Below are 23984 nucleotides of genomic sequence, written 5' to 3' on the forward strand. Positions count from 1 at the left end.
GTCCCAAATGTAAAAAGCAATCATTCAGGGCTACGTTTAACGAACATCCAAAGTGGGTTCGTTTTTGCTTGTGTTGTGATTATAAAGAAGTTAATCCAGCATATAGTCCATTTGTATATTAAGTAGAGTGATACTAATAGGAAAGGATACTACGGTATGAAACCATGGATTAAGATTGCTTGTGTAACATCATTAGTCTTTCAAATTACAGCATGCAGCAGTTCGACACAAACAAATGATTCGAGGCCTGCACAAACGGCCCAGGAAGCAATCCAGCAGAATGTAGAAGGAAAGAGTAATGTTGATATTCCGGAAGCATACAGGGACAAATTAAAAGGCTTAGAAACGGGTAAAGGAAAAGTAATACATGTAAAAGACGGAGATACAGTAGATGTGAAAGTAAACGGGAAGAAGCAGACGGTAAGGTTACTTTTATTAGACACCCCTGAATCTGTTTCTCGAAAGATTCCGCCACAAAAGATGGGTAAAGAAGCATCTTCTTTTCTAAAGAAACAAATAGAAGGAAAAGATGTAACCCTGGTATATGATCATGGACAAAAAGAAGACAAGTATGGCAGAAAATTAGCGTATATATTTTGCGAGGGAATACATGTAAATGAATTAATGGTCAAATTAGGATACGGGATTGTAGCTTATATTACTAAACCGAACACTACGCTGCTTCCACAAATGTTAGATGCAGAAAAGAAAGCAAAATCAACTAAAAGTGGAGTGTGGAGTATCAAAGGTTTTGTGAATGAAAAGAAACATCATTATAACCGTAATGATGCGGCTTAATACCCAATTTGTACTTACTAAGTATGAATACAAATACTTGTACAAAAAGGAGGCTTCATGATGAATGAGAACAAAAGAAATATGCTCTTATCTTTTATTATGTCAACTTTATTTATTTTCGCGAGTCTGTTGCCATTTAGTAGTAATGAATATGTTTATGTTATCTCGAAAATTGGAGCTGCAGCTGGTGTAATAAACATTGTGATGATGAGTGTTTTTTTGTATTTTCAAAGCAAAAAAATGAGATATTCATTGAATTAAACTGTAAGAGAGAAAGTTTTCCTTACTCGCACTAAAAAGAGAGTGGTAAGGAAAACCGTGAAGGAGATGGAAGAGATGAGTCAGGTAGCGGGATTCTTAAAATTCGTTTTAGCGAAAGAAAAACGATACGTATATTTGGCTGTATCAGAAAAGAGAAACAAACGTGTAAACACGCACATTTTTTATAAATTTGGTCAAATGGAAAAAGCATTGGAAAGTATGTACGAAATGCGGGATGATTTCGAGAATAAGTTCCCGATAGAACTAAAAGAAAAAGGATATGATTGGGAAGATATCAACGATTGGATACTTTCCATTGAGACAGGATTCTCAAAGCATGGAAATAAGCTAATCACATACGGACGCTAAGTAGAGCAAATCATTAAATGAGGTGAATGAAGAATGGCGTTAATTCGAAAGTATCATATTGCAATTGCTTGGATGATAGCTACAAGTGCAATGCTTATAAGCTTGGTTTTTAGTGAATGGATGAAACTTCCACCATGTGATTTATGCTGGTACCAAAGGATGGTCATGTATCCATTAGTACTGATATTAGGTGTTGGCATGTATAGAAAAGACCCGTTGGTAAGTACATATGCATTCCCATTTGCATGTATCGGCTTATTACTAGCTGTTTATCAAATAACGATTCAAACCTTTCCTGCAAGCGAGATGAAGATATGTTCCGTAGGAGTTTCTTGTACGGAAGATTACTTGAATTTATTTGGTTTTATTACGATTCCTATGTTATCTTTTGTTGGATTTTTAGCTATTATTATACTTTTATACTTTAGAGACGAAAGATAGAAGAGGGAAACCGATAAAACACCTTGTATATAAACAGACATGAACATGTAAAACGTCAATTAATTCGATAAAAAAATAAAAATGGAATATAGAAAAGGAGATATTAAAAATGACAACATTACAAAATAAAAAAGAAATGAACCAAATTCCAGAGGCAGACGTAGAATTATTAAAAATCATGGCACACCCAGTTAGATTACAAATTGTGAAGGAGTTAAATCATCATAGAATCTGTAATGTAACGCAATTGACAGATATATTAAAAATACCACAATCTACTGTTTCTCAGCATCTATCAAAAATGAGAGGAAAGATCCTACGTTCGGAAAGAAGAGGATTAGAGATGTACTATCATATTGAGAATTTCAAAGCTTGCCAGATTGTTAGTGTACTAGGTTTATAGACGAGTGTTAGATAGTATAACAAAAGTCCTCACAATAAGTGAGGACTTTTAAATGCGCTTAGATTAAATTTGTTGTGGTGCACCACCATGGTCGCCGACACTATATGTAGGAGAAGGGTAATGTCCATGAGTAGCAAGTTGGTCTGTCTGAGAAGACTGAGTAATTCCCACCGTTAACGCCCCAATAAAAGCAATACCAGATAATAATAAGATAATTTTTTTCATTATTTTAACGCTCCTTTTTCGATGGATTTTCGTCTAGCTTGATAACAAACATGGAAATAGTCACTTACCTTTTTGTGGTTTTCTAATTTTCTACATATTGTAGCAAATAATTCAGCATATTCCACAACATAATCCCATAACTCTTCTTTCTCAAAGTACACAATTCCTTCTTGAATGATTTTTTCTAATTCTTCCAATGGAATATTTTCGTTTAAGCTATTTAAAATAGAGAAGTGATGCGTATATTCCTCGTTATTAATTCCCCTGCAGATCTGTAATCCCTTATCAATGAGTTGGCTGGCTGCCGATTGTTCTCCTAATTTATAATGTTCCTTAGCTTCTAGGAAGATAGCCTTAAAGTGCGTAGGCATTTTAGCTGTTACTTCTGAAAGATGACGAATAGCTAAAGTAGACATGTTTTGATCAGAATATAGCCACCCTATTGTACTTCTTACATATAACAAGGAATCTTCTTCCTTATTCTTTTTAAGTAAATCAATTGCAGAATTTAGATATTCTTCTGCTTGTTCGTACTGCTTTAAATAGATACAGCAGCCGCCTAGCAAGCTATTACAAAAGGCTGCTTTCACTTCATAGCCTTCATGCTTCGAAAAGATTTCTTTTGATTTATTTGCGTATTCAATTGAAGTGAGCATGTTATAAGTATGGTGATAAAAAGTAGCGATTCTATAATAGAATTCAGCATGTTCAACTTCATCCGGTATATCTACTAGTATCTTTTCTGCCTGTTTATAATGTTCCTCCGCCATAGTATAATTTGCGATAAAAGTGGCATGCATGGCTTTGAAAAAGTGATAATAAAAGCGAAGAAATTGGTCTGTAGGCATATCATAATCGCTAATAGTATCAAAACTGTTTTTTTGAATACTAAGGCTATCTGTTAAGACTGTGTAACGAAACTCAAGTAGTGAGTAATATAGTAGCAAATTTTGATCCTGACAATCTTGATTCGGCTCAGTACTTAATTTACTAATTTTTTCATCGATTTCCTTTTTTAAATTGGTAGCTTTTAAAACTTGTTGAGATAACATAGATTGGTACCAATCGTTCAATAGAGAGGTTAATTGCTCATTCCCCTTTACTAAAACACTCATTATATATTCCCCCATCCTATAGAAGTATCCTAATCCTATTTAATTAGTATCATCATAGCAGAACAGCAGCATTATTTGAGTGATTTCGAGTTATTTTTCAATAAAATTCAGAAAAAACAGTCAATTTATATCGATTTTATATGCTTTAATACTTTAACTTGTACCAATTCACGCAAACGTGATAAGATTAAGTTAATTAATTCACGCTTGCGTGAAAGGGGAGTGTCCGAAAATGAAAGCCGAACGAATTTTTGAGGGTACTAGTGAAGATGGAGTATGGAATAAGTCTATATTCAAGGTGAAAGAAGGTATCTATTATTATGTATCTGAGAATAGTACGATTGAGGTAACTGGACATGAATTTCTAGATGTATGCACATTAGAAGAAGTACACCGGGGAGATGATCATAATTTGTTTGCTGTAAAAGGGGATGAAAGAGACCTTTTACAACAGTTAGAGCTGGATGGTTTTGATTATGAAGATGTCGAATGGAATCCCCTTAATCTGTTGGATAATGAAATTCTAAGTAGTACGGATGCAATAGAAGAATGGGGAATTGATGCATCAACACTACGTAAAAGGATTAATGATTTTCCAAAAGGTTCAATTCGCAAAATTGGAACGACATATGCTGTTACCCGATTTGGGATGCGCTGCGTCTTCGGTTCAAATAAACAATGAGTAAAATAATATAGGGGGTGAGGACATCAATGAAGAATCATATTAGGAGTTCTAAAGGACAATTACTGCAAACGAATAAGAAATGGTCACACCTAAAGCAAAAACAGTGTGAAACCATATCAAATTGGCTGAGAGAGGCCTATATAGAGAAGATTAAGGTTCATAACCGTAGATTGAAATCAAGAGAACATGAGGATGTTTTAGAAAGTGTTATGAGTAAAATCTATGATCGCGAAATTTGGATTCCGGATTACGAAGTCGAAAAGTATTACAAAGGAAAAATAAATAAATGGTATAACAAACACATTTCATTGGAAGAAAAAAATGATAAGGAGGAGAAAATATGAAACATAGTATCGGAAAAGTGAGTACTTCATATATAATTCGTCTAATTTTAAATGATTTAGACACATTTATCGCAGCAGGAAAAAGGCAATTTAATTTCTGCCCAGAATCCGGAATATCCTCTGTAGAGGAGCTAATTGCGGATTGGTTGGAATGGTTTAATGATTACTCAGAAGGTATATCACCAGATGAATTAAAAGAAATTGAAAAAGAAATAGGAGAATTGATGGGGAGTATGTCAATATGGTCTCATCATACAGAAGAAAGAGAAGAATTTATAAAGAAATTCAGCAGTTATTTTGGAGAATATATTGGTTTCTTCAACTTAGTCAAGGATGTATACATAGAAGCATTGAAAAATGATTTATCGTATTAATATTTTAATTACTTAATGTATTAATCTTAGGATGTATAATGAATAGGATTGTCTAGAAAATTTATAGGTGTAGGAGAATGTAGTGAAAAAACCAATTGATTTAAATTCTTTAGTTAGCAGTTATAAAAATTTACCAGAGGAAGCTTTTAAAGGAATTAAAAATTTTTTCAATTTTAATATTAGCAATGCAGAGATTGATCAGATTTCTGCTTTTATTGATAATTTAAATGTGGAGGATAGATTCTTTGGATATTTTTATGTAGGTTATAAGATACCTCAAATAGATAAGGAATTTGATCTGCTTAGATTTGGCGAAAATTACATCCTGAATGTAGAAATAAAATCTATTATGCAAGGAGATGCTGCTCGGGAGCAGCTAGTCAAAAATAAATATTATTTATCTTCATTAGGTAAAAGCTTGAAATTATTCACTTATATTGCAGAAGATCATAGTTTTTATCAATTGGGTGATGATGAAACTCTTCAGCCAGTAGATTTTCATGTTTTCGAAAAACTTTTAGTTAGTCAAAAAATAGAACACCATTCAAATTTAGATACCTTGTTTAATCCATCATATTTCTTGGTGTCTCCATTTAATGATATCAAGAAATTCAATAAAGGATCATATTTTTTGACAAAACAGCAGCAAGAATTTAAGGACAAAATACTAAAAAACTTGTCCCAGTTTACAATCTTAGAAGGGTTACCCGGAACTGGAAAAACGTTATTGCTTTATGATTTAGCAAAAGGATTCAATAAAACAAATGACATCGTTATAGTTCATACAGGGGATTTAAACATAGGACATTTAAAATTAAACCAACAATATAAATGGAATATAATTCCTATTAAAAATGTTAAACAGATTCAACAACTTAGTCCTCAGGTTATTTTTGTTGATGAAACACAAAGAATGTATCCTTCGCAGCTGAAGGATATTATCAAATACATAAAGGATAATAATATAATCGGTATCTTTTCTATCGATCCAAAGCAAATACTTTCAATTCGTGAACGTAATTACAATAATTTAAATACACTCTGCTCTTTAAACAATCATCAGCATTTCAAACTAAGTAAAAAGATTAGAACAAATAAAGAACTTGGAGCTTTCATCAAAGGCTTGTTTAACTTAGAACATATGAAATACTGTAGAAATACCCAAAATATATCTATCCATTATTTTGATGAAATTAGCCAAGCGAGAGGGTTTGCAGAAGGAATGGAAAACGAAGGGTGGCAGATTATTGACTATACAGGTCAAAATTTTAATGGTGAAGCAATAAGGAGAATGCAACTGAACAGAGGCTTAAATGCACATGGAGTTCTAGGGCAAGAATTTGATAAAGTACTTGTTTTAGTTGGTTCTACTTTTTATTATGATAATCAAAATAGTATTGCTGTAAGAAAAGCAAATTATTATGATCCGGAGAGAATGTTCTATCAATCCGTTACTCGCGCTAGAAAACAAATTATGTTGCTTGTTGTAAATAATATAGAATTTATGACTAAAATTATTAACTCATTGAATAATAAATAGCAGTCGTCTTAGAATTAATTGCTGAAATTAAATGAGTTTATTGTTACACCGTCTAAATTTGTGGGTGGTGTAATTTCGTTTTTTTTACTTTAATGAACAGGAGAGAAGATATAACCATTTAATTCCCAAAAAATAATTGCACAAAATGTTGATTTTGTGCAATTATTTGTGTTTTTCATTCAAATTGTCGCCGTTCTATAAGTTCAATAGCTTTACGTTTTTCTCATTATTAATATTTTGTATAGATACTAGTAACTTTTAGAAAAGTATGAACAAGTTGATCTTGAAGTAGTACAAGACCTTTATTTTCTTTATAATAATTTTAAGGAGCTTATAAATATTATTTTATAACTTTGGCTCATTTATCTCTTAAGGGTTTAAAGTATGTCTAGTGAGTAGATTCGGGACTCTTACATATCCATAATTCCCCTATGCCTTTAGAGCGTTAAGTGGCTTCCTTATTTAAAAAGCAAAAAAACTATGTTGCTACTATAGTCTATTACGGTTCGTTTTTTAATTTTTGGGGATACTTTAAAACACTAGCTTGATGGAAATGGGGGTTCTACAAAATGAGCGCAAACTATTAACAAAACTCTTTTTTATAGGAGTTTCCCAGCTGATTACAAAAAAATATTATCAGGTATTTTTTTCTTCTATGCGTTTGAGTGGGGAGTAATATAGCTTTTTCCACTGTATATTTTTAAAGGAAAAACGCACCTCTTTTTTTTGGGTAGATTCATAGTTTTTTATTAGATTTTTAGCCAAGTTTTCTAATCTTTCGGGATGATGCTTTTCGAAATAATGAGGATTATCAAGAATAACCTTTAGTTGATTTAAAAGGTCAATTAGGTCACCTATGTATTTATTTGTTGAAAAGAAATTAAAATCTTTAAATGCACTTTTAAATAGGGAAAGAAAGTATATAGATATAAAAAGAATTAACACTAATCCTCCAAGACGCATCAATCCCTGAGTTAATGTTAGTTTATTATGTATAAAAATTTGACTGTTAAATGCTGCCCAAGCAGGAATAAAGAAAATAAGGGTTGTGCTAATATTTGAACCTAAAATTTCTAAAATACTCTGTTTTTTGTTGTTATCTAACCTAGTTTGAAGTAATTCAATTAAAGATTCTAGTTTTTTTATGTTTTCTTCCCCGTTCTTTTCTTGTAAAAGCTTACTTGAAAATATAAATTCTTTTAGCAATAATATCCGGAATAATTCCCACTGAGTGCTACGAAATTTAGTTTTATATTCATTTCTAGCAAAAATATTAGAGGGTCTCATAAAAATTATATGTAATATTATAATGTTTATTATTACGGCTAATAGTATGAATGAAAAGACTGAGAACGGATCGTTTTCATTAGCTAAAGAAAGAAGATAAGAACTTGTTATAATAAAGAATATGAAACAAATGACGAGGTTAATGACTAATCGCTCAAACACTAAACTGAAATTACTTAATCGTTTTTTGTAGAAATGAATTAATTGTGTTTCAATCAATTTTTTCACCCTTTCTGTAATTATCAATAAAGAATACCTTATATGATCATTATTGTAACATTTTGTAAGGGGAAAAGGATACTTTGAATAACTAATTTTACATTAAATCCGTGTTTAATTGATACTTCTATTCGGACATACATCCTTTTAAGCCAATGTTTAGTACAGTTTATTTTATTATGAAGTTAGTTACGTCATTATATATTAATTTTAAATTATTATATGGCAGATGGTGAACTGACGAAAATTTATACCAGAAATAGTAATAAGAGAAAATCGAAGGCCGGAGCCTAAAATGAGGATTATGATGGTTGGATCTTACCTGGTACTCGTTGAACAGCCTAAATAGATATAATAAAAAAGAGAATAAGTGCAGTGAAAATATGACTGAATATAAATAATATACTTTTATTTACAATATAATGAGATGATCTAGAGTTATACTGAATCAATTTTCTTATCTAAACCTATTTAATTATTATTATAGCAAATGTGAGTTGCTCTATAGTTAATTTTGAACCATTTATCAATAAGAATCAGAAGATAAAAATAAATAATCATAGCATTTCTAATAATAATTAAATTTGTACATTCATAAATCTTAATGAATTAATATTATTATGATGAATTCAACGGATGGTAATAATATTCCTTTTTGAAAGGGTGTATATTAAATGCAGTAATCTTATATCGAGTATTTTGATGATTGGAGAAGATATTTCCCAGTGGTAAATTAATCGAGTTTCAAAAGAAAAGATATATAGAGCTAGATTCTATGGTTATAGGTAATGATAAGGAAGCTAAGTATATAAGAGGTAGAAAAGCGTTATATCAGGCAAAGTGTCCAATCTGCCAAGACATCATGTCGTTTAATAAAGGATCTAAGATAGTTAATAAAAATCCATATTTTTTTCATTTAGATAAAGAACATTGTTTTTCCTTTGAATCACTGGCACGTGCTAGAACTAAGAAATATTTATATGAATTATTTAGTAAAGCTGGTTACATCGTAAAAGAAGAGAAAAGGCATAAAGAAATTTCACGTGCGGATGTAGCGGTATTGCAAACAATTGATGGGAAAGAAGAGCTAAAATTGGCAATCGAAGTACAGGCATCTAATATTCGGACTAGTAATCTTGCGAAGAGAACAAATATATATTTTGAAGAAAATGTACCAACCGCATGGGTGTTAATACTAGATAGTTTCTTTCCACCTAAGGAAAAAGAAGTAAATGGTGAAAAAATATATATGGATAGTTATAGTGGCACAAGAATTAGTAGTTTTAATCCAGAAACAAATTCTTATGAGTATACATATATCTCTCCATTTTAAGTTATTATAAAAAGAATTCTTGTAATCGAACGAAAACTTATATTTTATCAATCTTTATTTTTGTATATTATAATTTAATATTTTTATTAGGAGGATACATATGAGATTAAATAAAGGCGAAAGATCATTGCCTGTATTATTAGCGTATGAAAGAGATGAAAGTGGGAATCTTGCAGTTTGGTGCCCATATTGTGCGACATGGCATCTTCATGGACAAGGAGACGGGCATCGTAGTGCTCATTGCCAGAATATGAGGAGTCCATTTATAGAAACAGGATACATTATAAAAAAGGGATCGAAAAAAGATTATGCTTTCGGTAGAACGTATTATGATAGTTATGACAACTTAGATTTGAAATATCGTTACTAGATGGTTTTGCTGTAATTTAAGAATCAATTTATTAGTAATGCTAATAAGTTAGTCTTATATAATCAGATGAAATATTAGAAGGAAGTGGAATTTTAATGGGATATAGTACTCTATCTCTTAATTTTAAAAATAAAGTAGTTGCCGATAAAACGAAGTGGAAAGAAATATGGGACGATTGTATGGAGCCAGATAGTTTTGCTGAGTATGTGTATATAGTCATTGAAAATGCGGCTCGTCGTTATAAATTTAAACATGACTTTGAACCAGAGATATACATGTTTAATTTAAATAGCCCTTATAAGGTGAATCTGAGATTGGGTAATAAAAAATACATATTGATAATGAATCCCTTTGATGAAAGTCAACTTGTTAATGCGGAATAAGGTTATTATAAGTAACATCTTTTAATCAAAATATATTTCAAATCAATATTAATAGCTTTATTGTTATGGAGGAATTATAGTGCAACCTAAAAAAGAGCATATCTATCATTTTACGAACGTTTTAGATTTTGAATACATCTGTCTTGAGAAGAAGGGGCTTGGTTTTCCAGAACTAGAAGAAGTGATGTTTAGTTATGTTCTCTCTATGCTACAAGGAACCCTAGAGTTTAAAGAATGTTGGATATCCCGTGAATATGTAGAGGGAAAGGAACTGAGAACAGTCCAGGTTACTTTTGAGGACAGTAAAATAAAAAAAGCGGTTCGTTTATGGGGATCTAAAAGGAATATAAATGGTAAAGTGCTTGCAATGACGATGGATTTTTTTAATTTAGAGACAAAAGAACTTGAGTATGAAATGGATATATTAAAAGTGGCACAGAAGAATTAGTAAATATATTTTGTTTGCTGTAGAAACTAGTATTTAGTAGAGGGACGTAGCGCTTTATGTCACTCTGCCTTTTTAAACATCTTTTGTAGCTTTGAAATAAAGTTATGATGTTTCTAATATAAAAGCAAGATTAACTAGTGATAAAACAAAATACAAAACACAAGAAAACCATCGTATCTTTCTTTACGATGGTTTTCTAAAAGGATGAAAGCCCTAGTTAATAAGTGATGAAGAAGTTATTGTAACATACGTTTTGTATTACGTAAAATATGCAAGCTTGATTAATAAAAATGGATGAGTTGATGCTATTCAAATTGCCTTCTTTCTAATCGATCAATAGCTTCACGTTTCTTCTCATTATTAATATTCGTATAAATACTAGTCACCTCTACTGAAGTATGGCCAAGTTGATCGAGCAGCAAAAGCAAATCTTTATTTTCTTTATAGTGATTAGTTGCATATGTAAGCCGTAGTTTATGGGGGCTGCGTTTCTCATCAAATGCACTTGTATACTTATCGATTAACTTCTGTATAGCTCTAACCGTTAGCTGCGTATATTTCCCTTTATAATTTGTTACGAAAAGTAAGTCTTCATCTTGAGGGCAGTTATATTTACTAGGGCGAGCCTTTATATATTCCTGAACATCATCTAAGTAAGAGCGAGTAGCTAATATGGAAGAACTTTTATTACCTTTACGAGTCACTTTAACGGTTCCCTGACGGAAGTTTATACTAGAGATAGTAAGGACTAGCTACCTCAGAAATTCGAAGCTCAGTACCTAAAATAAGGCTTATAATGGCTATATCTCTTTCCTTATCACTCTGAAAACAATTTTATTTTCTTGGTGATATATCTTTCAGCATTTCTCCGTAATCATTTACTAAAAATTGTAGAAAGGCTACATCATCCTTTTCATTAAATATTATGTTTGCAACGTCATCTGCTCTTGCGGCTACATCAACTTTCTCCTTATGAAGCTCAATTTTATCCATAACATTACGAGAGATGTAATTCCCGTCTTATTCATTTTCTGTATTCCTAGCTAAATAATTAAATAAGGATTTTAAAGCAGAGAAGGTCCTATTAATAGCTCTTGTTTCAATGCCTTCACCATGAAGATACCTTTGAAAAGTTCTGGCTTCATTTGTTTTTTAATCCTCCGATAACCTTTAGAGTATCATAATCGATTTATTTAAACATTCTACTAATTCAAATCATTACTTATTTTCTTTAATGTTAGATTTCAAGTAATGTAGAATCTCAATAATCAGCTGTTAAAATTTAATTTAAATGGATAATATATGAAGATGTTTAAGTGTAAATATCAATGTACATAATAAGTGTAACGTAATATAATATAATATAAGTTAAATGCTTGAAATATAAACATTTATTAATGTATTGGAGAGATGTAAAATGACATATATTTTTTCAAATGAACACTTTGCAGAAAAGGATAACAAACTAATATTTAACCCTAAATTTAACCCATTTGATTATGATATCCAGCAATTAATTCTGGAAGCCGAAAGAAATATAGGAGCATTAGCTAGATTAGGTTTAAAAAGTCATCCTCTAAAACCAACAATTCTTCGCAACTCAATCGTTCGTACAGCTCATTTCACAACAAAAATCGAGCAAAATAAATTGAAATACAAAGATGTCGAATCACTATATCAAGATTACAAAAAGAAACCAATGACAATCAAACAAAAAGCACAATTAGAGGTGCGAAATGTATTTGAAGCTTATGAATATCTTTATAATTTAAAACCAGAAGAAGATTTTTCAGATATAGATGAAAAGGTTTTAAAAAATATTCAACAATTGCTTATGAAAGACTTAACTAGTTATCCAGAAGGGTATCGAAAAATCCCTGTTGCATTGCAAGATGGCGATGGGAATGTAAGTTATCAACCACCGAATTTTAATGACGTACCGAAGCTAATGCAAGCTTTCTTTGAATGGTTATTTATAAGTGTTACGGGACGTGAAAATCCATATTCATCTAAAGAAATTCCAGAAAAGAAGGTTCATGCTCTTTTAATATCCGGAATTGCACACCATGTAATTGGCTATATTCATCCTTTCCCTGATGGTAATGGTAGAACAGCACGTGCCTTTTCTACACTTGTTGGATTAATCCACCATGATCTATCTAAAATTAAGGATGCATTTAGTGTTGAGGAGTTTTTCGATAAAAGAATAGAGGATTACTATGATACTTTAATGTTTGCTACCCAAGGAAATTTAAAACCATTTTTAATCTTTTACCTAGAGTGCGTAAATGCTTCATTAACAAAAGTGTTAAATGAACTACAAAGATACGATAAAATCAAACATGTAAAAGAGTTGCTTGGAAAAGGGCACGCAAAAATAATGCTAGAATTAATCATTCGCATGGAGGATGGTGAAGTGTTCCATAGAAATATATTTGATGAGACATTAAACGCTTCTTCCTCGAGTATCGCTAAGAACTTGAATAAACTAAAGGAATTAGGCGTTATTAAGTCAGGGGACCAAAGAGGAGAATATATTGTTTCTATAGTTGATTAAAAAAATTCAATTCGTAGCTAGAGACAGAGTGAAAATACTTAGCGTTTTATAGCTAAACCTGTTATTTTTAGCAATATGAAAAGGCTAGTTTACAAAATGGTTAAATTATATATTCATTATGATGAATACGAGCTATTAGAGAGTGAACTAGAAGATTTTTTAGTTATTGGTGTATCAGTGTTTAGATATAGTAAAGTGAGTCACTTAGGGTTAGAAATGATTATGTAGGTATATCCTAATACTGTTAAATTAAGACTTTTTTATCAAGGTGGATGTGTATTGACGTTTATATGAGGTTCATAGTATGAATTTCTGGTCTAAGTGTACAAAAGAGAAAAGAAAGATTGAAGTTCGATTCAAACCCCACTTTATAATCAATATTAGAGATTTTAATGCGAAAACCGTAGAAATTTTTTATTTCTACGGTTTTCTTATTGTAGTATTTTATGTTTTTTTGATACAGAGAGTTCTCAAATATTGGAGAAATAAAACAGTGCAATTCACCTTTTTCTAACATCTCAAAAGTTAAGAATATTGAAGTGATTCCAACTGAATTGTTACCATTTGTAGAGCCACTTGCAAGACACCTGCACGAATTAACGTTGGAGTATCCAGAATACGAAGAAATTGGATGTGTATCGATTAATCCAAATGGAGAACCAATCACCTTGGAAAGCGGATATATTTTGGTGAATTTCACGATTCAAAGGGGGAACTTATATGTATTGGGACAAAAGTGATGTAGAAGTGGCGTTTGAATTGTTTCTCATGCTCTTGAAAAAGGGGGAAATCGAAAAGAGAGAGCGGGAAATGTATCAATTGTATACAAAAGAACAAGTACAAGAAATTCTGAACAAATTAATTGAATAAAAAGCCAACATGAAGATATTAGAAACAGAAGATGCGTTGTATATAGTGCCTAACATGGATAATGAGCTGTTCAGTTACTCCAATCAGGAATTACGGGAAAAGATGAAACTGAAATCCAATCGTGAATTGTATTTAGCGTATTTCTCTACTCTTACAGTTATTTCTAAATTTTACAACAGCGAAGACCAGTCTCTTTCCACCAAAGTGTATGTCACGATTGAAGAAATTGAGTCCACAATTAGAGATCACATGGTACAGTTCAAGAAATCTATGAAAGAGTTTGACGACACTGAGGATTTATCAGACCTGCATGATTTGGACATCGAAGGAATTGTCCAGGTATGGAACGGACTACGTGTATATGACGAAAAGGCAAAACGGATTGATATGACGGAGAAAAATCGAATTAGCTTTTTATCATTTTAGCCAATTCATCTCCCACTTACTCACTGGGCTGCGGCCCTTCACGTTCCTTGAGGAAGGAGTTTTCTTGGCTAAAATGATAAAATGTTTTCCATTCTTCCCTCAAAAGAAAAATACCTTCAATGATTACAATACTTTTAGGTGGTATCTTTATCGTTCTCTGTGTAAATGTATCTTTTTCCTTGTTGTAAAATGGCAAAGATAAATACTTTTCATTTTGATACAATTTGTCGTATAAGTGTTCTTTTAGATAATTAGTATCCCATTGTAACTGATAGTATTCAAACCATTCATCGTGCCCTGTATTATATCTCTTAGCTTTCTCAACAATATGGTTGTCTATATGGATAATTACTACATTATCTAGGACATTTTTTAGTTGATGTACTAGTGTCGTTTTCCCAGCACCACTTAAACCATCTATCGCAAGAACAAAAGGTCTATCTGTATTATGCTTTTTTTACTTTTCTTTTATTTGTTGCTTTAAACAATCCCATTTATCCATTCAAATTATTGTCCTTTCTGCCCTTTTCTTAACTAAGGAAACTTAATTTTTCTTTCATTACAGACAATTATTCTACAAATATCTCCAAAAACCTTGTTATTCTATCATTTTTCTTAATGGAATAATTGCGTTTGTTTCGTTTATCAGGTTTAAGCACATGCCCATCAAACTAATTTCCATATGTATCCCCTATATGCCTAAAATACGCTATCCTTTTAGTAGAGTAATTGATAAGGATGGTGTTTTTTTATGAATACTTCATTGTACGAACAACTGCAACTCTTTGCACAGGAACTATATAGTCATTTGTCCCCTAAAATCCTTCACAGACTCGCAAAAGAAGTAAGATTTGTCCGCAGGACAAGTAAGTACAATGAGTAAAACCTTGTGTCACTGTGTGTCTGGCTCAGTCACGAAATTGCATCTTCCTCTCTTAATCAATTATGTAGCACATTAGAAGCTGCGACAGAGGTGCTTATCAGTCCACAGGGACTGAATGAAGGATTTAACCCCGCTGCTGTGCAACTAATGCACGACATTCTCACTGAATTGCTTCAAAAGAAGATTGCAACACAACCTGCTATTTGTGGTGTTCATACGGAACATTTTTGTCGCATTCGTGTACTCGATTCAACCGTATTTCAATTACCTGATATATTCGCAAGTAAGTATGCAGGTGCTGGTGGAAGTGCTCATAAAGCTGGCGTGAAAATTCATTTTGAATGTGACTTATTGAGCGGAGATGTACTCCATCTTCATGTAGGAGAAGGGAAAGAAAATGACCAGGTATATGGTTCGCAGTGTATAGATTCTCTGGAAAAAGATGATGTCTGCATTGGAGACCTTGGCTATTTTTCGTTAGAGGATTTTCGGGACATTGCTGAAAGGGAAGCATATTTTCTTTCGAGGCTGAAACTGAATACTCGTATCTATTACAAAAACCCTAATCCTGAGATGTTTCGCAATGGAACAATAAAAAAGCATTCCGAATTTATTCAGATTGATGTCGCACAGTTCTTAGAAACGTTACAACCCGGAGAAACCATTGAATTATCAGAGGTGTATATTGGCATGTATGAGAAGCTTCCCGCCCGAGTTATTCTGTATCGGCTGACGGAACAACAAACGCGAAACCGGGAAAAGGATATGGCAAAGAGGGAGAAGAAAAAGGGAATCATTTATAAAGAAAAAAGAAAACAGTTCAGTGCCATCAATCTCTACTGTACGAATATTCCTGCGGAATATGTAGAAATGAACCAAATTCATGACTTTTACTCCCTGCGCTGGCAAATAGAAATTCTATTTAAAACATGGAAATCCCTTTTTGCCATTCATGTATGTAAAAAAGTGAAGATAGAGCGGCTGGAGTGCCATATCTATGGGCAACTCATCCGCATTCTCATCTGCTCATCAACTATGTTTCGAATGCGAGAGTTACTCCTGCGAAAACGCAAAAAGGAGCTGAGTGAATACAAAGCGATCTATATGATACATGACTATCTGCCGCTTCTGTATCAAGCTATTCAACAGGATGTTCAGCAATTAACAGGCATACTTCTTCGTCTGTACAAGCTCTTGGAGAAAAACGGGCGAAAATCCCACCGGTATGGGAAGAAAACCATTTTTGATATTCTGGGTGTTGTATATGAGCAAAGAGGGAAAATGAAAACAGCTGCATAAGCAAAAAAACGCCCAAATTGGACGCTTATTTGTCATGTCTATTTTTAAGAAAAAGAAGCACAGGGCTTATACAGCAACCTATGATGTGGCTAGTTATGCTAATTGTAGTTACATAACTAATGCTTAGCTTGATAGGCATGGGGTTCTCGTATAAAAACGCAAATTCCGATTTGGAGGATCTTCAATATTTTAATTATTATTTCACTCATAATGATGAATCGCCAATCACAATCGAAATATTGCCGATGGTGGAAAACGGGAAGTTAATCACCTATTCGGAATACAAACGCGCTCTGCAGCGAGCTGAAGGAGTACGTGTACGCATTCCAGAAACAAATGACCAGTATAAATCCGAGTTGCAACAGTTTCAAATCCTAATTGAAGAATGGAAAAACATGCAAAAAATTAATGAGGATGAAGGTGGAGTCGCCGAGTTTTTCGAAAAAGCGTGTATAAGCATCCGCAAGGTTACGAACAGACGACTGAATCGCAATACTATCTACTTCTTTTAACCAAACAAACTCTTTCTTCATGGCAGGAAGTTTGGCAGAACATGTACCATATGTTAAACCTTTTCCTGTTTCTTTGTATGCGTTATCCCATAGAGATAGGAAATGATTGAATACAAAATGAGAACAACCAATCGTTTTATTGATTAGGGGCGCTTGTGCTTTATTTGGATAGATACAAAATTTATAAGCTTTATTGATCAGTATTCATTTCACCTTCATTTTGATATGCATCTATTATACAACAAATGTACGTTCGACATATATAAACCGTAACTTAGCTTGGTTTTCTGTAGGACGATAGAACAGTGAATATTTTATGTTGTAGACGAATTTTCTAAAACAACCTCATATTTGCAGGCTTCAAAGAGAAATTTGTCCTACATTTAATTACCATTATTATAACTGAATTAAAAAATATTCTTAATTGTGTTTGGTATCTTATTAACAATTATACTAGTTATAGTAAAATCTATTATAAAGCTATATCTTATATATTAAAAAGAAATAAAGATAAAACTTTTATAGGTTATCAAAAATAGGTAAATGACCTACTCACGTAAGGGAAAATTAGATATGAAAACGTAAAAAATCACAAATGGTATAAAATGTATCTGTAGTTTCAAGGATTATTAGACTTTCGATTCTACAAAAAAGCAGAAAGCAGATCATATATTTCTACATGAAATCAGAAAGAAATTGATACATATTGAATTATATTTATTTAATTTCTAAAAATTGGTTTATTTTCCTTATTTTTAGTAAAGAGGTCGGTATTTATCAACAAATTACTCACAATTTGTTCAGATCAAGCTTATATTTGTTAACATTACTCAGTATTTACACATAAATCACATTATTATTGATGATTTTTATTAGATGACCCCAACAACTTTAGTATTCTAGGGAGGTTTGGGGAAATGTTATTCACATTGGGTCATATTTATCCGCATATCCACTATTTATATATTTTTCCTTCTGATTTTTTGTTGATTAAAACTGTTTATTTTACCTGTTGCAAGGAGTGTTCATTTGTATTTTGTCGAGGGGAGTCTATAGGCAGAAGGAGGTTTGTATAGAAGTGCATAAAAAAAGACTCCTTTTTACAGGACGTCCTTCGAGGTGGGTATTAATATATAGGAAATTCGAAAAGAATTATTAATCAAGCAAATACGAATAGCTCTCCACTTTTGTTTTTTTCAAAAATAGAGAGCTTGTTATTGTTATTTTGTTTCCATTACGGTTAGCACCTGGTCCGCTGTTATTATTGATACACCAGCGCGTACCAAGCGTTCAAAGATACGCATAAATTCTAGTAAATTAAACCGCTTTGGCAGCTCAATTACACGAAGTTGTTCCTGTGGTAGTTTATCAATTGCTTCGATAAACCATTCACGTACATCACTCGGAATTGAGCGTTCTTTATGGCCACCAACTTTCAATTTTTCACGCATTTTAATTTCTAAAGCGGTATAAGCATGGAGATTCACTCCCTGATCATATGCATATTTTCTAAATAACATTTCTTCTTGATATCTTAGGTGATTACGGTAGTATGATTCTTCAGTTACTGGTACCGCAAATTTCTGTTTCAGCAGTTCATGTACGACTCTAAACTTTTTCTTAATGTTACGAAGAGAATACATGGAATAATGTAGACCAAAATTAAATACAGCCAGTTCACGGTCACTATTTCTCTCTTTTGGTATATGTTGCGCAATAAGAGGATAGATACCTTCTTTTGCTGCCGTATCAAGAATTTGATATTGAAATGTTTGATGCAATAGTTTTTTCAATGTATATACAATTTTCGTTGGATATCCTTCTTTTCGATCAACCATGTCACGAAGACCACGAATCACACTACGAATTTGACGATTGCAAGTATGCTTTAAAACATGAATGAATTTATTCATGTTTGCAGACAATTCGCCGATATTCATTTCTTGTAAAACTGATTCTATGAATTTTGCTTTACGAGCATATGTAGCCTTTGGTGTAAATGGCTCCCTATGTTGTTCTTCTCCAGATTCTTTCGAACATAAGAAGTCAGAATGGATTGATAGATATAAGGTTGTATATCGTTTTGTATGTCTTACACCTTTTTGCATTTTACAAATTTTGAATAGGGGATTGCCCGTACATGGTAATGCAGTTGTTACTTCGTCAATCACTGCACGGATTTGGTGCGGATATTTTTTATGTAAAAAACGATACATCCCGCCAAAGTGAGTGTTGTTTCCTCGTTCGTCTTGCTTATCCAAAGAACGTTTTAACGTTGTCTCTGTATGTTGTTGCATGGCTATGTCTAAGAATAGTTTCTTAGCCGCTACAGATAGCTTAAAGAAATCCTTTGTAAATACAACAGGGCTAATATATACATATGGATTTGCCTTTTCTGTTTCCTTATTCATAAAATGAGTTAGTTTGATTGTATATCGGCTATCTATACCATTTTCAATGGAAATAATATTATGTAAGTTTAATTTCTTTAAAGCAATATAGAATTGAGAATGCTGAATGTATGCAAACTCTTCTTTATATTGCTTGTAATCTTCCCACATCATATGTATTGTTACATTTGGAATGACACCATTTGTAAAGCATTTTTTATGTAGATATAAGAACACTTCAAGATCTGCATTCGTAATACCATATAACTTATGTTTTCTATCTGTTTTCGCGGCAATTCCAGACAGTGCGCGACGTGAAAAAGATGGTTTAGCTTTTTCAACAAAACCGTCAATATCAGCAATGCGTTCTTCGTATGTCATGTACTGCAAAATATCTTCTAAGTATGTATCTTTGTAACTATAGTATTTCTCCTCAAATGCATTAACAAGCTTTTGCCAAGATTTTAATGTTACTAACACAGCATTTGTTGTTTTTCCATTTAAGCTACGTTGATTAGGAATAATAAATGATTTCCCCATCTTTTTCACCTCCGTTCTGCAAATTCAGAAGTATCTTCCAAAATACTATAAAATGTATCAGTTTTGATTATAGCAAATTGAAAAAGTGAAAATTGCCTCCTTTAAGGGGAAATATGAAAAGATGAAACGTCCGTTTAAACCTAGTGCTTCAAGGGATTTCGTGAATACTAAAAAAAAATAAAGAACATGATACAGCTATGAATTTTCATCTTTCTAGAAAATGGAGTATTAGATATGAAAGCGTGATCAAAGTCTGATTTAACAATAATTTTACTTCATTTAGATTATGGTGAAAGGAACGTGATATAGATTTAGATTTTCATGTTTTTATTTTGGGTACATTTTTGAAGGATTGCTTGAATCGTTGAATTTATGGTGTTTATATCCAGTTATTAGGGTTTAAAAGGGCCACAATATAGCTATTTGTATTTCATTTTTTTTTTTAAAAGGAGCATAATACCGCTATGAGTTTTCATGTAATGTTTGAAGATAATAACATAGAAAAAGCATTGTAAACGTTGATGTATAAGAGGGTAAGTTAAAAAATAAAGGAACATGATACCGCTATAAGTTTTCAAGTTTAATATTAAATTGATAGAGGAAATCCTTTTATATCAAGGATGGAGAGGTTAAAAAAGTTTAATGTTTTGTAAATATAGTGATGCATTTTTATAGTGAAAGGGACATGATACCGCTATGGATTTTCAGTTGAACATGAAAATCCATAGCGGTATTTAATAATGGCGATGTAATTAGCATATATACTTAATGCTATACACGTCATAAAAATTGTAGTTGTTCTATAAAATAGATAAAAGAAGAAATATGAGAAGCAAAATCATTCATGTGGCAGGGATTTAGAGTGTGGGAATTCTATTAATATTTCGTGTTTTAATATAAGAGAATTCAAGTCGCAATATTATTTTAGCAGGAAATACATATAATTTTAAATTTAACCCAGAAGGAGGGGGCATATGGATAAAGTTCTTCAATTGTTTCGTGATGCATTATTAATATCGGAACCAATTTATAAAAATAATGAGGTGTTGTGGCATAAATGGAATGCCTATTATAAGGATGTAAAAGAAGATAGTAGCAAGATAGTAACTTCTTCATATCTTTCCCCTTCTTTTTCAATACTAGTACAGTGGCTTAAAAAACAACAAAAAAAAGGAATGTCTTCCTTACAAATATTTACGAAAATAGATCAGTATAAAAATGAAATACATGAGGCAATAGATATATTGATTCAACAGGAGTTCTTAGATGTTGTAAAGAGTAAGTATGAAATGAATTCGATTCCGTTAGAGAATAATAAAGTTAAACAAGATGATTATTATGAGGTTAATAACTCTGCTGTTTACTATAAATTAAGAGATGGAATAGCGAAAAATCAATTTGAAGAAGATGAAGAAACAAAAATAAAGTCTTATCCAATTGAAACAAAGGATAGTAATGGATTGGCGCAACTTTCTTCTCATAAAGATGAAGACTTAAGACTCACAAATATAGAGGAAGCAGCAAGATGGAATACACTTGTAGATGGTGTTATGAGTAATATGGATGACTTAACAGCGGATTGTCTAGATACTATCACTATTCAATGGTTGAATGAAGTGAAATCACCCGACGAATTCATTGATTTTTCATATGAACAGGTCTTAGAAATGTGTAGTATTCCAAAAGCAAAAGCAAATGGAATTGAGTATTACCGAGCAGAAGATAAAATTAAAGTTGCTAGAAGGATTGCAGCTTTAGCAAGTATATTTATATACCTTAATGATGAAAATGAGGTTGTTGTATTGAATGATCGTGCAGAACCTGGTAAGTATTACGAAGTAAAACGTGAAGTAATAAAAAGGCTATTTGTATTAGATTCAGTTGTGCTATGGAGAGATAAGAACACCAATGAATACATGGGAATAGAGTCATGTCGTATTAAACCAGGAAGTTTCTTATCAAGTTATTTATATGGTTCAAGTACTACAACTGCATTACTCTCTAAAAAGGCGCTTGAATATAATAGCTATCGGCATAAGTACCATAAAAGATTAATTCGTTATTTAACGTGGCAATGGAGAATTCGACAAATGTTTTCTAGTTTAAACAGGCCTTATTCTATAGGAGGCGATAAAGGGTTATTGGCGGTTATGGGTATTAACCAAAATCAAAAACCGAATAGAATTAGAGACCAACTAGAAAATGTCTTAATGGATCTAGAACAAGAAAAGGTTATTTCACATTGGGAGTATGAAGATGCTTTAGATGAAGAAAAATTAACAAAAAAGAATTGTTTTAAAAATTATTATTCACAATTAGGTATTAGAATATTGCCACCTAAAGAATTAATAAATTCAATGGAGAGTTTGATTAAAAAGAAAAATACCAATGTAAAACGAGCGGAAAAAGCTGTTGTGAAGAAAAATGATAAGCTCATAAATCTGGATGAACGAGAACATTTAATTCGGGAAAAGATGGCATTTCTGCATACGAAAAAGAAAATAACAATGAGAGAACTTTCTGTAGAAATAGGGATATCGCAACCTACTCTTTCAAGGTTCTACAATCAAAAAACGAAGCGACTTTCAAGTACTGCGGGGGATAAGTTGAATCAGTGGTATAAAAGACAGGTTATAATTGACAAGATGTAATAAATAAGATGTTATGGATTTGAAAAACACTAGCATACTTTGTCGCTTTCAATCAAAGGGCTGTAAATGAGTTGTAATCAAGATTAGTTATAAACCGGAAAGGTTAACTAAAAAGAACTGAATTTTAAATATTAGATATACATTTTAAGCAACTATTTTTGAAAATGAGTCCGGTATTTTACTGGACTCATTTTTCTTTAGCTTTTTTTTATAATTTTATGGTTTTATTAATAGAGAGAATCCTCTAATTATTTAAGGCAAAGTGATTTAGTTTTTAATAAGCTCTCAAGACTTTCTATGGCTTTATTATTTGAAAGTTTTTTTATGAGGCATACTTTGAACAATTTAATTTGTAGAAAAATGAAGAGTAGGTTTTCTGAAAGTATTTTATCTTAATATAAAAATAATTTAATTATATGAGTGTGCAGTGGGATTTCCTGGAATTAAGTGTAAGCTTGTCACTATTGTCCTGAACTTATCATATTATTAATGCGGAAGCAGAAAAAATTCAATATGCAATTGGAACATTGTCTGGGCTATCACCAGCTGCTACGTTAGATGAAATTTTAGTAGTCAATGAAAGTGTGAATCGAACGATACAAAGTGCACTCAAAACACAGATGTTGTTACAAAGTAAGTTAGAGAGTGTGATACAAACACCTGTATTAACAGGTCCTGCTGGAGGAGCAACAGGGCCAACAGGAGCATCGGGTTCACTTATTACAGCTAATAATGCTAGTTTTGTCAATCAGGCAACAATAACTGTTGCAGGCGGAGCGGATGTTCCACTTACTACAAATGAAACTCTCAATGGAACAGCAATTACGCATGTACCCGGGTCAACTGATATTATATTGGCTCCTAATCAAACTTATTTTGCCGATTATCAAACTGCATCAGGAAGTAGCACTGGTATAATAGGTTTGGCATTTCAGTTAAATGGAACTGTTATAAGTGGAACTAGTACGAATTCAAATTCAGGAGCTGCTCTTCCAGCTACTGGATCAATAAGTGCATCAGCTGTATTTAATACAGGTCCAGGAGTTAATATATTAGCATTAAGCAGTGGAATGGCTAATAGTCAAACTATGAATGGGACTATTGTTAATGTAATAAAACTTGCTTAATTAATGATTTTAGTTAACGATAAACAAATTGAGCAGTGAACTCCCCGCCACTTAACGTCCTAACGGACTGTTTGAAGTGGGGGCTTCTCGGTTAGTCGTTACTTTTGATAGCTAACGAATTCGTCCTAAGACAG

25 protein-coding genes and 6 pseudogenes are annotated in these 23984 nt (G+C 32.2%); 23 read left to right on the forward strand and 8 right to left on the reverse strand.

Annotated features, from left to right (window positions below; all coding sequences use genetic code 11):
* Positions 1–156 precede the first annotated feature (156 nt).
* The 5 genes from MR155_RS28250 (at position 157) to MR155_RS28270 (ending at position 2272) form a co-directional block, all read left to right on the forward strand.
* Positions 157–798 carry a thermonuclease family protein gene (locus MR155_RS28250; RefSeq protein ID WP_242311738.1) on the forward strand — a complete coding sequence of 214 codons (642 nt, stop codon included), beginning with the start codon at positions 157–159 and terminating at the stop codon, positions 796–798.
* Positions 799–858: 60 nt separating this feature from the next.
* Positions 859–1059 (forward strand): hypothetical protein, encoded by a 201-nt coding sequence (locus MR155_RS28255; RefSeq protein WP_016102814.1) that lies wholly within the window; start codon positions 859–861, stop codon positions 1057–1059.
* Positions 1060–1134: 75 nt separating this feature from the next.
* Positions 1135–1428, forward strand: coding sequence for a hypothetical protein (locus tag MR155_RS28260; protein ID WP_002139809.1), 294 nt, complete (start codon positions 1135–1137; stop codon positions 1426–1428).
* A gap of 33 nt (positions 1429–1461) precedes the next feature.
* Positions 1462–1869, forward strand: coding sequence for a disulfide oxidoreductase (locus tag MR155_RS28265; RefSeq protein WP_242311741.1), 408 nt, complete (start codon positions 1462–1464; stop codon positions 1867–1869).
* 109 nt (positions 1870–1978) lie between these two features.
* Entirely contained in the window at positions 1979–2272 is a 294-nt protein-coding gene (locus tag MR155_RS28270) for an ArsR/SmtB family transcription factor (protein ID WP_002069816.1), read from the forward strand.
* A 63-nt stretch (positions 2273–2335) separates the two neighbouring features.
* On the opposite strand, the gene MR155_RS28275 is transcribed toward MR155_RS28270, so the two are convergent.
* Entirely contained in the window at positions 2336–2497 is a 162-nt protein-coding gene (locus MR155_RS28275) for a hypothetical protein (protein WP_242311742.1), read from the reverse strand.
* Positions 2497–3612 (reverse strand): response regulator aspartate phosphatase, encoded by a 1116-nt coding sequence (locus tag MR155_RS28280; protein WP_242311743.1) that lies wholly within the window; start codon positions 3610–3612, stop codon positions 2497–2499. The genes MR155_RS28275 and MR155_RS28280 overlap by 1 nt, the downstream gene beginning before the upstream one ends.
* Before the next feature lie 232 nt (positions 3613–3844).
* Here MR155_RS28280 and MR155_RS28285 point away from each other — a divergent pair, with 232 nt between their 5' ends.
* The 4 genes from MR155_RS28285 to MR155_RS28300 all read left to right on the forward strand — a co-directional run bounded on the left by MR155_RS28285 (position 3845) and on the right by MR155_RS28300 (position 6555).
* Positions 3845–4294 carry a helix-turn-helix domain-containing protein gene (locus MR155_RS28285; RefSeq protein WP_242311744.1) on the forward strand — a complete coding sequence of 150 codons (450 nt, stop codon included), beginning with the start codon at positions 3845–3847 and terminating at the stop codon, positions 4292–4294.
* A gap of 29 nt (positions 4295–4323) precedes the next feature.
* Positions 4324–4641 (forward strand): transposase, encoded by a 318-nt coding sequence (locus tag MR155_RS28290; RefSeq protein WP_242311745.1) that lies wholly within the window; start codon positions 4324–4326, stop codon positions 4639–4641.
* Entirely contained in the window at positions 4638–5015 is a 378-nt protein-coding gene (locus MR155_RS28295; RefSeq protein WP_242311746.1) for a hypothetical protein, read from the forward strand. Before MR155_RS28290 ends, MR155_RS28295 begins: the two co-directional genes overlap by 4 nt.
* Positions 5016–5097: 82 nt before the next feature.
* Entirely contained in the window at positions 5098–6555 is a 1458-nt protein-coding gene (locus MR155_RS28300; protein ID WP_242311748.1) for an ATP-binding protein, read from the forward strand.
* Between the two features lie 175 nt (positions 6556–6730).
* Here the strand turns inward: MR155_RS28300 and MR155_RS32300 are convergent.
* Positions 6731–6877 (reverse strand): annotated as a pseudogene (locus tag MR155_RS32300) (tyrosine-type recombinase/integrase); the annotation flags it as partial.
* A 314-nt stretch (positions 6878–7191) separates the two neighbouring features.
* The gene (locus MR155_RS28310; RefSeq protein WP_242311750.1) at positions 7192–7842 is read right to left on the reverse strand and encodes a hypothetical protein; all 651 of its coding nucleotides are present in this window, start codon (positions 7840–7842) and stop codon (positions 7192–7194) included.
* A 925-nt stretch (positions 7843–8767) separates the two neighbouring features.
* Here MR155_RS28310 and MR155_RS28315 point away from each other — a divergent pair.
* The 4 genes from MR155_RS28315 to MR155_RS28330 all read left to right on the forward strand — a co-directional run bounded on the left by MR155_RS28315 (position 8768) and on the right by MR155_RS28330 (position 10595).
* Positions 8768–9394, forward strand: a complete 627-nt coding sequence (locus tag MR155_RS28315) for a competence protein CoiA family protein (protein WP_242311751.1) — start codon at positions 8768–8770, stop codon at positions 9392–9394.
* A 100-nt stretch (positions 9395–9494) separates the two neighbouring features.
* Complete coding sequence (locus tag MR155_RS28320; RefSeq protein WP_088610576.1) at positions 9495–9764, forward strand: hypothetical protein; 270 nt, start codon at positions 9495–9497, stop codon at positions 9762–9764.
* Positions 9765–9859: 95 nt separating this feature from the next.
* On the forward strand, positions 9860–10147 hold the full coding sequence (locus tag MR155_RS28325) for a hypothetical protein (protein WP_242311752.1): 288 nt from the start codon (positions 9860–9862) through the stop codon (positions 10145–10147).
* Positions 10148–10226: 79 nt separating this feature from the next.
* Positions 10227–10595, forward strand: coding sequence for a hypothetical protein (locus MR155_RS28330; RefSeq protein ID WP_242311753.1), 369 nt, complete (start codon positions 10227–10229; stop codon positions 10593–10595).
* Between the two features lie 305 nt (positions 10596–10900).
* Here the strand turns inward: MR155_RS28330 and xerS are convergent.
* A pseudogene (gene xerS, locus MR155_RS28335) lies at positions 10901–11741 on the reverse strand (tyrosine recombinase XerS); the annotation flags it as partial.
* A 271-nt stretch (positions 11742–12012) separates the two neighbouring features.
* Here xerS and MR155_RS28340 point away from each other — a divergent pair.
* The 5 genes from MR155_RS28340 to MR155_RS28355 all read left to right on the forward strand — a co-directional run bounded on the left by MR155_RS28340 (position 12013) and on the right by MR155_RS28355 (position 14448).
* Positions 12013–13152, forward strand: a complete 1140-nt coding sequence (locus tag MR155_RS28340) for a Fic family protein (RefSeq protein ID WP_242311754.1) — start codon at positions 12013–12015, stop codon at positions 13150–13152.
* A gap of 96 nt (positions 13153–13248) precedes the next feature.
* The gene (locus MR155_RS31900; protein WP_277958780.1) at positions 13249–13380 is read left to right on the forward strand and encodes a hypothetical protein; all 132 of its coding nucleotides are present in this window, start codon (positions 13249–13251) and stop codon (positions 13378–13380) included.
* 311 nt (positions 13381–13691) lie between these two features.
* The gene (locus MR155_RS28345; RefSeq protein ID WP_242311755.1) at positions 13692–13892 is read left to right on the forward strand and encodes a hypothetical protein; all 201 of its coding nucleotides are present in this window, start codon (positions 13692–13694) and stop codon (positions 13890–13892) included.
* Entirely contained in the window at positions 13873–14022 is a 150-nt protein-coding gene (locus MR155_RS28350) for a hypothetical protein (protein ID WP_242311756.1), read from the forward strand. Before MR155_RS28345 ends, MR155_RS28350 begins: the two co-directional genes overlap by 20 nt.
* A 9-nt stretch (positions 14023–14031) precedes the next feature.
* Positions 14032–14448 carry a DUF6063 family protein gene (locus MR155_RS28355; RefSeq protein WP_277958781.1) on the forward strand — a complete coding sequence of 139 codons (417 nt, stop codon included), beginning with the start codon at positions 14032–14034 and terminating at the stop codon, positions 14446–14448.
* 16 nt (positions 14449–14464) lie between these two features.
* Here the strand turns inward: MR155_RS28355 and MR155_RS28360 are convergent, their stop codons facing one another.
* Complete coding sequence (locus MR155_RS28360) at positions 14465–14869, reverse strand: nucleoside/nucleotide kinase family protein (RefSeq protein WP_242311763.1); 405 nt, start codon at positions 14867–14869, stop codon at positions 14465–14467.
* 330 nt (positions 14870–15199) lie between these two features.
* Between MR155_RS28360 and MR155_RS28365 the strand changes: the two are divergent.
* Both MR155_RS28365 and MR155_RS28370 read left to right on the forward strand, forming a co-directional pair.
* Positions 15200–16630: pseudogene (locus MR155_RS28365) on the forward strand (IS4 family transposase).
* 137 nt (positions 16631–16767) lie between these two features.
* Positions 16768–17142: a hypothetical protein gene (locus tag MR155_RS28370; RefSeq protein ID WP_242311758.1), complete on the forward strand. Its 375-nt coding sequence runs from the start codon at positions 16768–16770 to the stop codon at positions 17140–17142.
* Here MR155_RS28370 and MR155_RS28375 read toward each other — a convergent pair.
* Positions 17065–17346: pseudogene (locus MR155_RS28375) on the reverse strand (helix-turn-helix domain-containing protein); the annotation flags it as partial. The gene MR155_RS28370 and the pseudogene MR155_RS28375 sit on opposite strands and share 78 nt — an antisense overlap.
* Positions 17347–18362: 1016 nt before the next feature.
* Positions 18363–20072, reverse strand: coding sequence for a hypothetical protein (locus tag MR155_RS28380; protein WP_242311759.1), 1710 nt, complete (start codon positions 20070–20072; stop codon positions 18363–18365).
* 974 nt (positions 20073–21046) lie between these two features.
* On the opposite strand from MR155_RS28380, the pseudogene MR155_RS28385 reads away from it, so the two are divergent.
* The 3 genes and pseudogenes from MR155_RS28385 to MR155_RS28390 all read left to right on the forward strand — a co-directional run.
* Positions 21047–22457: pseudogene (locus MR155_RS28385) on the forward strand (XRE family transcriptional regulator); the annotation flags it as partial.
* A 68-nt stretch (positions 22458–22525) separates the two neighbouring features.
* A pseudogene (locus tag MR155_RS32305) lies at positions 22526–22723 on the forward strand (helix-turn-helix domain-containing protein); the annotation flags it as partial.
* 485 nt (positions 22724–23208) lie between these two features.
* Entirely contained in the window at positions 23209–23850 is a 642-nt protein-coding gene (locus tag MR155_RS28390) for an alpha-helical endospore appendage domain-containing protein (protein WP_472927181.1), read from the forward strand.
* The last annotated feature ends 134 nt before the right edge of the window (positions 23851–23984 follow it).

The organism is Bacillus cereus group sp. BfR-BA-01331 (genome assembly GCF_022663915.1).
GTDB classification, from domain to species: Bacteria; Bacillota; Bacilli; order Bacillales; family Bacillaceae_G; genus Bacillus_A; species Bacillus_A mycoides.